Origin of the sequence: Proteus columbae, from assembly GCF_002777965.1 — a bacterium.
In the GTDB taxonomy this organism is placed as follows: Bacteria; Pseudomonadota; Gammaproteobacteria; order Enterobacterales; family Enterobacteriaceae; genus Proteus; species Proteus columbae.
In genome coordinates, this window is sequence record NZ_NGVR01000029.1 from 1 (window position 1) to 14035 (window position 14035).

Genomic DNA, 14035 nt, shown 5'->3' on the forward strand with positions numbered 1-14035 from the left:
GAGCAACTGACTTGTAATCAGTAGGTCACCAGTTCGACTCCGGTAGCCGGCACCATATAAGAACCCGTTATCTCGCAAGAGATAGCGGGTTTTTTCTTTGGGTAAAATCTAAATTTTGATTAGCTCAATATCATTTGCTAATTGACATCACTTCCCAGTACTTAGTTGTTTCATTTTGGATGTAAACAAAGAACTTGCTGTTGATGATAAATATAGCAATGCTTCGGTTAAAGCCTTTAACGAAGCTGAACGTATTTGTAGATGTTAATTTTCCACTATCTTGTATTAAGAAGAGCTCAAAATATTTGTTTTCTGTTGAAATGCAACATAAATATTGTTTACCAGTGACTGCATCATAAGCAATGCTCATATAATCATAATAATATGGAAAAGTACCACTATCAGCTAAAGGATCACGGATCAGTTTGCCTGATGGGTGAACTGTTCTTGTCATATATTCTTTATCCTTACTCATGGAAAGTAAGTAAGTATTTCCATCAGCATTAAATGAAATATTAGTAGGATAGAATTTATTCTCAGTATCTGAGTCAGTTACTATAAGTTTAGTCATTTTAGTTCTCCTATTGAATGAAGTTTTATTTTTGACTTTTTTAATAGTTTTTAAAATAATAAAATTCGATAGGAGCTTTATAAAGAGAATGTTATTTAATTAATTGATTTTATTGGCTATAATATTATAAAGTTACTTTATTATAATGAATCACCAACCCATCACTGACCAATTAAACACTCGCCCCAAAATTTTCACTTCTTCTAATGTAGAACGCTCATCTGGGTAATCAATAGTATTATAGCTACGAATGATAATGGTGTTATTGGGGAGTCGATGTAAAATTTTGACTCTCAAAAGATCGCCTTGTTGAATAGCATAAATACCGCCATCAACAATTTTTGTATGCCCTGTACTGATAGTTACAATCGAACCATCAGGAATAACAGGGGACATACTGTCGCCATGAACTTTAAAAGCAACTGCATCACTAGGTTGAACGCCATAGCGATTAAATGTAGAACGAGAAAATCTCAATAATTCCACCTTTTGATTATCAGTGGTACAACTTCCGAAACCTGCGGCTAATTCAATAGTAGTATAGAAGGGGATCTCAACTTCATCTCGTTCTATCGGCGTATTATTATCCCAATCATCAACGGGTGTCATTTCATTTACCGAAACACCATCGTTTCTTTTTGCTCCTCGCCCATATTCTAACCATTCTGCTCGAACATCGAGCCACTGACTCAATGCTAAGATATTTGTTGGATCGGGAATTGATTCACTGTTTAGCCATTTCCATACTGCTGGAGCACTGACTTTTATTCCCTGTTCAGCGAGTGCATCTGTAATTCTTTTACCTAACCCACGTCCTGCAATCCCTGAATCTAAACAAGATTCTTGAAGCCTTTTTGTGAACTCCGTTTTATTATCATTTTTAACCATTAGTTAATTTCCTTTGCAGCTTGACGTCACTTTGGTTAAAATATAACATTAACTATTAGTTAATAAAAGTACAAAAAGTACAAAAAGTACAAAAAGTACAAAAAGTACAAAAAGTACAAAAAGTACAAAAAGTACAAAAAGTACAAAAAAGTAACTAAATAAACCAATGCAAGAGTGGTAAGTAAAAATCACGTTGAGATAACGCCGTAAAATGCGGGTGATTTAGATGCATAAATGCCATGCCTTGTCGTGGTACATGGATGACCAATTAGTAGTGATAGGAAATCAAAAGGAGCATTAAATGAGACTAGCAGACTTACCTAAATATTTTTCACCAAAAAGCATTGTATTAAGTGATGTAAGAACTGTTAAAGCGGTAGATTCACTTTCAGTAACCGATGTTATGACATCAATTAGCCTCGCTACGCGAAAAGGGCGTATGGGAATAGAACTGTTTTTAGCTAAACATAGTATTAGTAACCCAAGCGAAGCGATAGAAAGCCTTTACCAATACGCATTAACGCAAACTTATCAATATAAAGCGATTAATAAATTAACTGAAAACGATAAAGCCAAAGTTTTACATATTATTGCTAATTATGCTTTTCAAGATTACGCAAGAAGTGCCGCAAGTAAGAAAGCGTGTCCTGATTGCAGTAATGGATTTATTGAAGTTGACGTTTTTACTACCAAAAGCTACACCTCAAAATCTGTTAAAGGGTGTGAGCGAAATCTTAAAGATGAGCTTAAAGTTAAACCAAAAAATAAGATTTCTTACCGTGAAGTGAGAGAGACAACTCGAGTTGTTTGCCCTACATGTAAGGGGAAAGCTGAAATTCGTTTAGCATGTCGTTGCCATGGACGAGGCCAAGTTTTAGATAAAAAAGAGAGTGAAAAGCAGGGCATGTCTTTTTTCAAACCGTGCAATCAATGTTCAGGACGCGGATATCCTCGTTTAAAATTCAGCGAAGTATTAGAGCAAGTGCAAACGGTGGTGAGCGTTTCTAAAACTGTTGCATACAGTAACTATAAGCCGTTATTTGAACATTTAGTTGAAGAATGCTTTAAAGAAGAGTCTTTGTCGGAAAAAATTCTTCAAGAAGTGACTGTTAAGTAATAATTTTCTCTATTTATTTCTTATTATGGAAATTAATTATTGACTTTCAGGAAAAATAAGCATACTATAACTCCATAGTGAGAGATTTGTATCTAAAGACCTCACAACAGAATATAAATAGCCTCACTTTTGAAGTGGGGCTTTTTTGTATCTCTAGTTTTTAACTAATATAAATTAACGATATCTGTTAAATTTTATTTTCAATAGAAGACCACAATGTGGTCTTTTTTTATATTCGCCATTTATCTAATTAGATAAATAAAACATAAACATACTCATGTTAAAACAGTACTTAAATTTAAGTGCTGTGGATGAGTATATTATTTATTACAGTTCCTCCTATTGGAGGTAAGCCATGAGAAACAATGAAAGAAAATCCAGATCTATGGGAACAGATATTTATTGTCCTTTCTTCAATGAAAGAGCAAGGAATATCAGCCTCTCTAGCTGGAGGAATGGCTATTCTTCGAGGTTTATATAACGGCGGAGGATGGAAAAAAACCTCTATAGATGGGCTAATGTGTGCAATGTTTGCTTGGTTTATTAAAGATATTCTAATTTTATTTAATATTAATCATGAGTTTGCTTACTTAGCCAGTGTGTTTATTGGCTATGTCGGAGTAGATTCCGTGAGTAAACTCCTTAAAGGAAGAGCAGGAGTTAAAAATGGCTAAAATAGCACGAGGTGAGCGTAATAATAACCCCGGTAATATCCGGCACGGTTCGAAATGGCAAGGATTATCTATAGAGCAAACAGATAAAGAGTTTTGCCAATTTATTTCACCTGAATATGGAATACGAGCTATCTACAAATTATTACAAACGTACCAAAAAAAATATGGTTTAAACACGATTAAAACAATTATCAATCGTTATGCCCCACCTAACGAAAATAATACAGCAGGCTATATTAACCGAGCATCAAAAGAAATTGGTATTGAGGCCGATAACTCAATTAATACGCAGTTAAAAAATGTCACTATTCCTCTAGCCGTAGCGATTGTTAATATTGAGCTTGGCTATCAACCTTATTCTGAAAAAGTTTTTGAAGATGCTTGGTTGTTATTATGAATTATCTATCAAAAGTAATGATAATAGCGATTTTATGCCTAGGTATCGGGTTGCTTTGGTTAATTGATAAAAATAAATCCTTGAAACAGGAATACAATAATATTAATCAATCGCTTATTCAGCAGATTGCAGAGAATAAAGATTATCAATTAAGAATAAATCAGCTTAATCAACTTGATAATCGTCATTTACAGGAACTTGTTCATGCAAAAAAAGAAATTGATCAGTTGCGTGATATTAGTGAGCGTACTCCTGAGCGGGTGTATATCAAAGCAGAATGCCCCAAAGTCTCAGCCACTTCCACCGCCGGCCTGGTTGATGCAAACCCCGCCAGACCTACTGACTCCGCTATCCGAAATTATTGGATACTCAGAGAGCGAATTGCACAATCAGAACAGATAATTTTAGGTTTACAAGATTATGTTCGCCAAGAGTGTATTAATTAAAAATCCCTTTAGTTAATTTATAGTCAATAAAAAATTAATTATAAAATATTCTTTTAAAGAAAAGGAGAGTTATATTAAGGAGGTGAAATGAAAGATAATGATATTAATATTGCCATTCGTGAACAACTATTAAAACAATTTAAATCAGCAAATATTAATGTTGAGGTTATTGCTGGTTATCAGCCAGAAAAAAAACAAGATAATAATATTATTATGTTTTTTCCTATCAAGGAGGTTGGCCAAGGTTGGCAAAAAAGAAATTATAATATTCAAGGTAATAATGCAAACCATAAAGAACAACAACTGTTTGAATTAACATTTCAGGTTCAAGGTTTTATTACGCAACATCCAAATTTAACAGCAGGTGATTTAGTTAGAATGACTCGAATGATTATTAATTCGTTGTCTTTTGTTGAATCAATGAGAAAAGTGGGAATAGGGATACAACGTGCGACCGAAATTAGACGAGCGCCAATAATGAATGTTGGAAATAGCTATGAGCATAATCCTTCATTTGATTTTAATATCACTTTTTCCAGTACTTTATCTTTAGACACTGCTGCAACAAATTTACTTATTTCTAATTTATTTCGTATTTAAGGATAAATATGTCTATTAAACAAACGCGCTATATTGATATTGCAAGTGCGGTTATTGGTGCATCAGCTGCACCTATGCGTAAACTTACAGCTCGTATTTTCTCAACAAATCCTAAAATTCCAGCTGGGAAAGTACTTGAATTTGCCAGTGGGCAAGTGGATGAATTGCTTGGTGCAGGATCACCTGAAGCGAAGTTTGCTCGTCAATATTTTAGTTATGTTAGTCCCGCACCGATTAGTAAACCTAAAGAGCTACAAATTGCTTCTTTTGAACCCGTAGGCCGAGCACCGACATTATTTGGTACGCCAGCGGCAACTCTTGATAAATTAAAGTCTATTGAAGAGGGTGCATTTACTTTAACTATCGGTGATATTTCTAAAAATATGACTGATATTTCTCTAAAAGATGTTGAGTCCTACGCTGATGTTGCTTCTCTGATCCAAGCTAAATTAAACGCTGAAAGCGAACCTCAATTTGCAAATTGCTACGTCACTTTTAATGCGCTTGATAGTGCTTTCTTGATGAGTGGCGGTGTACAAGAAAAAGCGAAGATCACCATGGAACACTCACCTTTAGCTGATGCTATGGGCTTAAGTGATGGAGAGGTATCTGAAGGCAATGTAGCACAAACGGCGCTTCAAGCATTTATCGCTGCCGAAGCGATTTCTGATTCATTTGGTAGTGTGACATTCTTAACCGAGCTTTCAGTAGAGCAAAGTGTTGAGTTAGCAGAGTACATTGCGGGTGAAAATGTAAAATATCAGCTCTATTTGTCAGTTCCGGATAAACAAGCTGAAATTTATAGTAAAGCATTAATCGGTACTGCATCAACGGGATTAAATTTAAAAACTGATGATGATTTTTTTGTTCAAGCTCTACCAATGGCAATTATGGCGGCAACAGATTTTGATCGCACAAATGCGACCACTAACTATATGTATCGCCAATTTGGTATCACTTTCCCATCCCAAGTTAAGACAGATATTGCGGCAGATAGATTAGATAAACTACGCGTGAACTATTACGGTGAAACCGCTGTTACTGGCACTGATATTAGCTTCTATCAGCGTGGTTTTTTATGTGGAAATGCCTCTAATCCATTAGATATGAGTGTTCATACTAATGAGCAATGGCTAAAAGCCTATATCGCACAGCAATGGTTAAGCTTACTGCTTTCCACTCGTGGTATTCCAGCTAATAAAGATGGTGAAGCAAGAGCGATGATGGTTATTGCTGGTGCTGTTACGAAAGCATTAAATAATGGCACTATTCTTACGGGTAAAAAGCTGGCTGAAGTACAAAAAATCGCAATTACAGATGCAGTAGGTGATGATTTAGCGTGGCACGATGTACAAAATAAAGGTTATTGGTACAACGCTGAAATTGTTGAAGAAACAGGCCCCTCTAATTTACCAGAGTACACCATGAAATATGTATTAATTTACGGTAAAGGCGATTGGGTTCGTAAAGTTGAAGGCTCACACAATTTAGTTTAAGGAACAAACAATGAACGATATTTCAGCAACAGGTTTAAGTTTAATTATTCAAGCAAGTAACACATTTCCTGCTGGTATTCCTATTACTACATTTGCAGATGATGGTGATCCTTTAGATTTACCAGCAGTAGATATCACACAAACCGCAGTGGATATTAATGGTAATTTAGTGAGTTGGTCAGCTCCTACACCTCAAACGGTGACGATTAATGTATTAGCAGGTAGTGAAGAAGATGAAAACTTGGCTATTTTGCTTGATGCAAATACAGCAAGACGAGGACGTCGCCATGCAAGCGATATTATTACGCTAGTGGCTTCTTATGGTGATGGTTCTATTACCACAGCTCGTAATGGTCGAATTACTAATGGCAGTCGTGGTAATTCAATTGTGAGTGCAGGGCGCCTCAAATCTAAGCAGTACACTTTTATTTTCCAAGATTTTGATCGTGTCAGAGCACGTTAATTTTTAGCGTTATTCTTATTCATCTTATGGCGGCTTCGGCCGCCTTTTTTATGGAATTTAATTATGTTAATTAAACCCAAAGAGATCACTGTTATTGATAGTGATCGTGAAGAACATATTTTTATTATTAGCCGATTACCTGCAACGATTGGACGAGAAATTCTGGCTAAATATCCTTTATCAAATGCACCTAAAATTGGTGATTATGAAGTTAGCAAAGAAGCCATGTTAAAAATGATGGCTTATGTGGCAGTTGAAAAAGAAGGGCAAGAGATTTATCTAAAAACTAGCACCTTAATTGATAATCATGTGCCTGATGGGGAAGCTTTGATCCGTCTTGAACTCGAAATGCTGAAGTACAACACCAGTTTTTTCGGCAAAGACGGGAGCCAAAATTTCCTACAATACCTTCTAGGCAAGTTCAGCGGTTCTCTCCCGTCGATTATAAAAACGCTGATGGCTTCTTTGCAGTCATCATCTCCGCGGGTTTCGCCTCCTTCACAGAACTCAAAACAACCATAGATCTAGAGGAAGCCTTTGATCTGTGGGAGATCGCGATTACTAATCGTTATAACGAGGCGCTTGCGGCGTCAAAGGAGAGATAATGTCTCTATTACAGGTATTTTCTCAGGTACTGATGTTGGAGGCTGAAGTATCTGATAGTGCATTAGCAAATATTAGAAAATCAGCAGATGAAATTCTTGCTGAAATGAAAAATATTGAACAGGGTGTTTCAGGTGGCATTACTAGTTTCTATAACTTTGTTCAAGAAATTCATCTTAATCTTGGTGAATTACCTGAAGATCATGACATCAGTATCTCATTTAATAGTGATGAAATGACAAGTGCTTCTGTAACCGTTGAAAATTCAATTCAAAGCATTGTTAAAAGCGCGCTAATGGGAACGCAAGAGTTTGATAAATTCTTGCAAGAAATCTTAGTGGGTATGCTGGGTTTATCACTCAATGAGCCAATAAATATTGATCTTAATATCAGTGAAACTCAAGATAAAATTAATTCAGTAACACAAAGTATTGATGACCTGAAAAGTTCTATGTCGGTGTTAGATTACCAACGAGGATTGGTCAATAGCAATGGTGCAGCTGAAGCCCATATTTTAGCAAGTCTCAATGCTGAATATGATGCAATGGAGGATCAACTATCCTCACTGAATAATGAATTGGGATCTTTAACTGAAGCAGAGAAAAAGAATAAAGAAAGTAAAATTGCTATTGATGCACTGATTAAGCAATTAGGTGCCGATTACGATACTTTTATTACCACAATGCAAACACAAGGCATTGAGGCGGCAGTTAAAGAAGCAAAGGCTCAACGTCGATTAGGCGATAGTATTGATGAAACAGGTAAAAGCTACCAAAAAATAGTGGAGAAAATGAAAGATTATATTCTTAACGCTACTGGTGTTAAGGATATTATGGGAACTTTGCAGAAGGTTTTTTCTGCTTCATTAGAACGCGCCAAAGAAATAGAGTCGCTAGATAAACTGAGTAAAAAAATAGGTATCGCAGCTATCGATATCGATGCTTTTTCGGGTGCTATGGCTGAAATGGGCGGCACAAAAGAGGCCGCTCAAGCTGATTTAACGGCAATGGCCAATGCATTTAATGATGCAGAAGATCCTATCGAACAACTTTTAAAAACTGCAGATAAAGTTAAAGGAATGAGCTTTGAAGGCGCCCAAAAAGAGCTGGAAAAATTGGGTGTTGTGGATGAAAAAACCATTGAATTAATGATGAAAGGTCGTGAAGAATTAGAGCGCACAATGGGAGTGCAAAAACAATTCTCTGGTATTAATGATGAAAGTATTGAAAGTTCTATTCAACTTAATGCAGTAATGAATAAATTTGATCAATTAGCAGCACAATTAAAAAATAACTTTTTAGAGATAATTATTCCCGTTCTTGCAAAAGGAATAACGTGGTTTGATAAATTAGTTAGTTTTTGTATTGAGAATAAAGATTTTGTTATCGGATTCTTTTCAGCTATTGGTAGCGCTGTTGCCATTTTTTATTTACCCGCAATGGTGTCTGCGGCCGTTGCTACACTTGCAACTGCACTCCCTATATTAGCTATTGCTGCTGTTATTGGGATCTTAGCAACGGCATTTAAACTCGTCTATGACGATATTATGAATTTTATTAATGGTAATGATTCAATGATAGGCAGTATTTTGGATCAATACCCTGCGCTTAAAGACGCAATAATGATTGTATGGGAAGCATGGCAATTTTTTGTTCAATCTTTAAAGATTGCTTCAAAAGCTATTGCTGAACATGTTATTGCTGCTTGGAATTACATATCTGACGCATTTAATCAATTTGTTATAGCGCTTAATGCGGGCATTAATAATATTATCGAGTGGGGACAATCAATTATTAATGTTTTTGTTTTTGTCTCTGATGCTGTGGTTAGTGTATTTAGTTGGATGTGGGAATATATAGAGAAAATATTAGGTTGGGTTAATGAAGGTATTGATTCAATAAAAGGAGTTTGGCAATCAGCAAAAAGCTTTTTAGGTATGGATGATACAGAAAAAGAAATCACTGTTGTTCAAAAGGTGGAACGGAAATTATCTGATGAAGGAAATCTCAGTTATACCATGCAACAGTCAAACTCAGCGGTACGATCTTATAATCCAATCCAAGATGTAAACGCGTTAAATAATGGATTAACACTGTCATCAACAAATAGTTTGAACCCGATGACCAGTCAAATGATCAGTAACAGATCAAGCGTTAAAAATGAAAGTAATGTTCAAATTGGTGAAATCAGAATTGAAACACAAGCCACTGACGGGCCTGGTGTTGCGAAAGCAGTTAATGAAACATTGATAAATGAAGCTGCTAAAGAAATCTCAGAGCACTACTCTAGCGGAGGTAAGAGTTAATTATGATAACTGAAGTTAGAATTTTTGATTTAGAGTCATTCGCAACACTATTTGATAGCGTTAATCCGACTAAAGTCTCAATTACTGATAGCCATCAAGCAATTAAATTTGCGGTTGAAAATGGCGAAAACCGTAGCGATCACGTCATTATTAATCCTATTAATATCGGTATCGATTTACTATTAACAGGCGATATTGCGAATAGCTATTCCATTATAAAACAGTTATATGATGAACATACGCTGGTGGGAATTCAAACGCGAGTAAGAACCTATCAACCTATGTTGTTAGAAAGCTTGGCTCACGATGAAGATCCCCGAAAAGTGAATGCCATCGAATTAAAGCTCAAATTTATAGAATGGAAAACAATAGAGCCTGAATATAATAAAAAATCTTCTAAATCGACAAAAAAACCAAAGCAAACCTCAACAGTCAATCGTGGAAATGTCAAAAGTACAAAAGCAACACACGCAGGAAAAAAAGAAAAATAGGAGGTAGATAAAATGCAAACTATTCCATTACAAGCTATTCCTAATCAACGATTTTCTGTCGAAATAGCGGGTGTTGATTGGATTTTTACGTTGAAGGTCGCTAATCAAACCATGTTTTGTGATATTGAGCGAGATGGTGAAGTGCTTATTACAGGTATTCGCTTGGTCGCTAATACACCTATTATTCCTTATCGTTATTTAAACCAAGGGATTAATTTAGTTTTTTTAACAGAAAATGATGCCTTACCGTGGTATGAGGAATTTACAAAAACACAATCATTAGTGTATTGGAGTAATGAAGATGGATCTTCGGCGAATAAGGGTGGGTATTGAAGTCGGTGAAAGGCTTCAATGGTATGAAGGATTGCGCATATCAGCAGGAGGAAAGAAATATGCAAATCCATTACAAAACGAATGTAAAATCGCTATTACAGGGCTTAATGCCGAGACAAGAGATTATTTACTGACGGAAACCAGCCCTTATAATAAAAACAAGCAAGTTCGGCGGCTTTATTTAGATGTTGGTCGAATTAACACTGGGTTATTTTCACTTTTTATTGGTGATATTGTCAGTGCAGAAATAGATCCTCCTCCGAATGTCACCATAACGTTATCTGCAAAAACCAGCCATCATTGTTCGGGAAAAATTATTTCTTCTAGTGGCGGTGCAATTCAAAAATTAAGTGAAATCGCGTTAGCTATTGCTAATGACTGTGGTGTGAAATTGGATTTTCAGGCGACCGATAAGAATATTGCTAATTGGTATTATTGTGGCTCTGCATTACATCAAATAGAGCGTTTACAAGAGTCGGGAAATGTTAAAGCTTTTATTGATGATGATACGTTATTTGTAAAAGATGATGATAAAGCATTAAAAAGCCGATTTCGTATTTTGAATATAAATTCAGGCATGATTGGCATACCCAAGGCCACAGAGAGTGGATTAACGGTGAGTTATCTTATCGATAGTACCTCTGAATTAGGCGGAATGCTTCGCCTTGATAGCAAATTAAATACCTCACTAAATGGTGATTACATTATTGAGCAGCTTGAATTTAAAGTTGCTTCACATGATGCTGATTTCACTTATACCGCAACGTGTAAACGAGCTTAATTATGAGTAAACCCAATAATGATATTGCCAGTGTTGGTTCATTGGCAGGGGCTTTTTCGTCTGCATTTCGCCATTTAATGATGAATACAGATGATATGTTACCCGCAATCGTCATTAATTATGATGAAAAAACCAACCGAGCCATGATAAAGCCCTTGGTAATGATGTTGACTACGGATGATGAAAAAATCTCTCGAGCCCCTGTTGCCAACATTCCTGTGTTTCGATTTGGTGGCGGTGGATTTTTTATTAGAGCGCCTATTAAACCTGGTGATTTTGGCTGGTTAAAAGCCAGTGATCGCGATATTAGCCTTATTTTTCAACGTGGCGGTTTAGAAGATCAACCCAATACAACACGATTGCATTCGTTTAGTGATGCTATGTTTTTTCCTGACACGATCAAAGGATGGGCTATTGATGGGAAGAACATTGATGCCTTGGTTATTCAATCAATGGATGGTTCAGTCTGTTTCTCTCTTCATAACGATAAAGTTGTATTAGAAACCCCAAAATATGAAATCAACGCACCTGAAACGATATTTACTGGCAATGTCACTGTGAATGGTAATTACGCTGTAAATGGTAATAGCGATTCACAAGGTGGGTTGATGCGCCATAACGGAAAAGATATCGGCTCAACACATACTCATAGTGGGGTGCAAGCAGGGAAGGACAATACAGGGAGTCCAATATGAGGACATTTTCAATAAACCAGCAGAATGATTTTGCGATAGATGCTGATGGCAACCTTCAAATTTGTGACAACGATGATGCAGTAAAAAATCTTTGTCAGCATTTTATTAAGGCCGTCCGTGGTGAAATGCTACACAAAAAAGATAAAGGTATTCCTTATTGGTCAGCAACATTTAGCCGACAAGTTGATCTTCCTTTATTTGAAATGGCATTTCGACAACGTATTGCTGAAATAGAGGAAGTTATCTCTATCACTTATTTCCATGCTTTTCTAGAAGAGGGAACATTGAAATATCAGGCAGATATACGCACGATATATGGAGGATTTACATTGAATGGCTGACTATCGTTATATTAATAATAAAGGAGTGATTGTGCCAGATACTTCGACGTTACGAAGTAATGTCGAAGATGAATTTCGCACTGTATTTGGTCAATCTATTAATTTATCGCCAGAAACCCCACAAGGGGTATTGGCAACAATGGAAATTGAAAATAGAGATGCTATTGTTCGTAATAATGCTGAACTGGCAAATCAAATAAATCCAGATATTGCTGGTGGTGTTTTTCTTGATGCAATATGGGCGTTAATGGGTGGAGAGCGTATTAATGCCACACATTCCTATTTAAGTGATGTCGAGTTTACGGGGATTCCCGGTACTATTATACCTAAAGGCTCCCAGGCACTCACAATAGCGGGTGCTGTTTTTGAAACGTTATCATCATTAATTATCGCTAATAATGGAAAAATTAATGGTGATATGCGAGCCAAAGAATATGGTTCTATTAGTTGTGGTATTGGGCAATTAAATAAAGTGGCAAGTTCTGTATTAGGATGGGAAAAAGTGAATAACTTAACCCATGCTGTTGTTGGCCGTTATGCTGAGTCAGATATAAAGGCAAGGCGTCGTCGTAAACAAACACTAGCTAAAAATACAGTCAGCGTTGCAGAAGCAATTACTTCTTCGTTATATGTATTAGAAGGGGTTAACTCGCTTTCTTTTCGTGAAAATTTTAATGATCAAGCGTTAATTGTTGATGGTATTTCATTATTGCCACATAGCATTTATGTGTGTGTAGAAGGTGGAGATAGCCATGAAATTGCTAAATCATTATTAAGAACAAAAACAATAGGCGCTGCATTTAATGGTGATATTGAAATAAAGGTAATAGAGCCAGCAAGTGGTCAAGAATATCCCATTAAGTTTTCACGACCGAAAGAAATACCAGTGTTTTGCCGCGTGTCTGTAAAAAAATCCAATATTGATGCACAAACCATTATTCCTGATGCGTTAGAGAAATGGGTACAGGGTGAAATAGATGGCGACAATGGTCTGGTGGTCGGGAGAGAAGTTTCTCCGTTTGAAATTTCAGCTGCGGTTAATGCGGTTGAGCCTCATTTATTTGTCACTAAAGTTGAGCTTTCAACAGATGGAAAAATTTGGAATGTTGCATTAATTCCTATTGGTCTTAATCAAATTGCCCGATTACCAAAAGGGGCGGTACAAGTGGTGATCGTATGAATATTCAAGAATTTGATTTTCATTCTGATCTATTAAAAGCGATCCTCTGGCAATATGAAAATGCAGATAAGCTAAAAGCATTAGCCCATTTAAAAGCGGCTTACTTTAATCAATCAACGGTTTCGTTTTGGCAAAACTGGTATCGAGATGTATTTAATATTGATACAGCTAACGATTTTGGTTTATCAGTATGGTCACGTATTTTAGATGTGCCTTTAGGAATAGATATTCCTCTTAGTGATAAAAATAAAATAGGCTTTGGTTTTGGTAAAAAGAAAACTAATTTTAAGGCAAACTTTCGACGAAATGCGGATTACACTCTATCGCTGACTTTAGATCAAAAAAGAATGCTGGTGAGAATGCGTTATTTTAATCTCACTCAAAGTCCTACCGTGACCAATATTAATGAGTTTCTTAAACGTTTTTTCTGGCGTGAAGATAGCAAAGTCTTTGTGCTCGATCCTTTTGATATGACGTATATGTATTATGTTTTTAATTTTAATCCAGATGAACGTTTACGCCTTTTATTAGAAAACTTCGATTTAATGCCACGCCCTTCGGGTGTCGGTGTTAAATATCGCATCATAACTAAGAAATCCTTTGGTTATGGTCAATATCGTAAAAACTTTCTGAAGAGTAATTTCGGAGAATAAT

General features: G+C 36.1%; 18 protein-coding genes. 16 read left to right on the forward strand and 2 right to left on the reverse strand.

Annotation, left to right across the window (positions count from 1 at the left end; all coding sequences use genetic code 11):
• Positions 1-130 precede the first annotated feature (130 nt).
• Together CBE70_RS15495 and CBE70_RS15500 are read right to left on the reverse strand one after the other, a co-directional pair.
• Positions 131-571 (reverse strand): hypothetical protein, encoded by a 441-nt coding sequence (locus CBE70_RS15495; protein ID WP_100160020.1) that lies wholly within the window; start codon positions 569-571, stop codon positions 131-133.
• Positions 572-721: 150 nt separating this feature from the next.
• Positions 722-1459, reverse strand: coding sequence for a LexA family transcriptional regulator (locus tag CBE70_RS15500; RefSeq protein ID WP_100160021.1), 738 nt, complete (start codon positions 1457-1459; stop codon positions 722-724).
• A gap of 301 nt (positions 1460-1760) precedes the next feature.
• Between CBE70_RS15500 and CBE70_RS15505 the strand changes: the two genes are divergently transcribed.
• The 16 genes from CBE70_RS15505 to CBE70_RS15580 all read left to right on the forward strand — a co-directional run bounded on the left by CBE70_RS15505 (position 1761) and on the right by CBE70_RS15580 (position 14034).
• The gene (locus CBE70_RS15505) at positions 1761-2576 is read left to right on the forward strand and encodes an antitermination protein Q (RefSeq protein ID WP_100160022.1); all 816 of its coding nucleotides are present in this window, start codon (positions 1761-1763) and stop codon (positions 2574-2576) included.
• Positions 2577-2941: 365 nt separating this feature from the next.
• Positions 2942-3250: a phage holin, lambda family gene (locus CBE70_RS15510; RefSeq protein ID WP_088495157.1), complete on the forward strand. Its 309-nt coding sequence runs from the start codon at positions 2942-2944 to the stop codon at positions 3248-3250.
• Positions 3243-3647: a structural protein gene (locus CBE70_RS15515; RefSeq protein WP_100160023.1), complete on the forward strand. Its 405-nt coding sequence runs from the start codon at positions 3243-3245 to the stop codon at positions 3645-3647. Before CBE70_RS15510 ends, CBE70_RS15515 begins: the two co-directional genes overlap by 8 nt.
• The gene (locus CBE70_RS15520; protein WP_100160024.1) at positions 3644-4093 is read left to right on the forward strand and encodes a lysis protein; all 450 of its coding nucleotides are present in this window, start codon (positions 3644-3646) and stop codon (positions 4091-4093) included. The genes CBE70_RS15515 and CBE70_RS15520 overlap by 4 nt, the downstream gene beginning before the upstream one ends.
• An 87-nt stretch (positions 4094-4180) precedes the next feature.
• A complete protein-coding gene (locus tag CBE70_RS15525; RefSeq protein ID WP_100160025.1) occupies positions 4181-4693 on the forward strand; it encodes a phage gateway protein in 513 nt (170 codons plus the stop codon).
• A gap of 8 nt (positions 4694-4701) precedes the next feature.
• On the forward strand, positions 4702-6189 hold the full coding sequence (locus tag CBE70_RS15530) for a DUF3383 domain-containing protein (RefSeq protein ID WP_100160026.1): 1488 nt from the start codon (positions 4702-4704) through the stop codon (positions 6187-6189).
• Between the two features lie 10 nt (positions 6190-6199).
• Complete coding sequence (locus CBE70_RS15535; RefSeq protein WP_100160027.1) at positions 6200-6652, forward strand: phage tail fiber protein; 453 nt, start codon at positions 6200-6202, stop codon at positions 6650-6652.
• A gap of 63 nt (positions 6653-6715) precedes the next feature.
• The gene (locus CBE70_RS15540) at positions 6716-7174 is read left to right on the forward strand and encodes a hypothetical protein (RefSeq protein WP_100160028.1); all 459 of its coding nucleotides are present in this window, start codon (positions 6716-6718) and stop codon (positions 7172-7174) included.
• Positions 7175-7256: 82 nt separating this feature from the next.
• Complete coding sequence (locus CBE70_RS15545) at positions 7257-9560, forward strand: phage tail tape measure protein (protein ID WP_100160029.1); 2304 nt, start codon at positions 7257-7259, stop codon at positions 9558-9560.
• 2 nt (positions 9561-9562) lie between these two features.
• A complete protein-coding gene (locus CBE70_RS15550) occupies positions 9563-10051 on the forward strand; it encodes a phage baseplate protein (RefSeq protein ID WP_100160030.1) in 489 nt (162 codons plus the stop codon).
• A 12-nt stretch (positions 10052-10063) separates the two neighbouring features.
• Positions 10064-10384: a phage baseplate plug family protein gene (locus CBE70_RS15555; protein WP_100160031.1), complete on the forward strand. Its 321-nt coding sequence runs from the start codon at positions 10064-10066 to the stop codon at positions 10382-10384.
• Positions 10353-11165: a baseplate hub protein gene (locus CBE70_RS15560; RefSeq protein ID WP_100160032.1), complete on the forward strand. Its 813-nt coding sequence runs from the start codon at positions 10353-10355 to the stop codon at positions 11163-11165. The genes CBE70_RS15555 and CBE70_RS15560 overlap by 32 nt, the downstream gene beginning before the upstream one ends.
• Before the next feature lie 2 nt (positions 11166-11167).
• The gene (locus tag CBE70_RS15565; protein ID WP_100160033.1) at positions 11168-11860 is read left to right on the forward strand and encodes a Gp138 family membrane-puncturing spike protein; all 693 of its coding nucleotides are present in this window, start codon (positions 11168-11170) and stop codon (positions 11858-11860) included.
• Positions 11857-12201, forward strand: a complete 345-nt coding sequence (locus tag CBE70_RS15570) for a hypothetical protein (protein WP_100160034.1) — start codon at positions 11857-11859, stop codon at positions 12199-12201. Before CBE70_RS15565 ends, CBE70_RS15570 begins: the two co-directional genes overlap by 4 nt.
• Positions 12194-13381, forward strand: coding sequence for a baseplate J/gp47 family protein (locus CBE70_RS15575; RefSeq protein WP_100160035.1), 1188 nt, complete (start codon positions 12194-12196; stop codon positions 13379-13381). Before CBE70_RS15570 ends, CBE70_RS15575 begins: the two co-directional genes overlap by 8 nt.
• Complete coding sequence (locus tag CBE70_RS15580; protein WP_100160036.1) at positions 13378-14034, forward strand: DUF2612 domain-containing protein; 657 nt, start codon at positions 13378-13380, stop codon at positions 14032-14034. The genes CBE70_RS15575 and CBE70_RS15580 overlap by 4 nt, the downstream gene beginning before the upstream one ends.
• Position 14035: the final 1 nt, after the last annotated feature.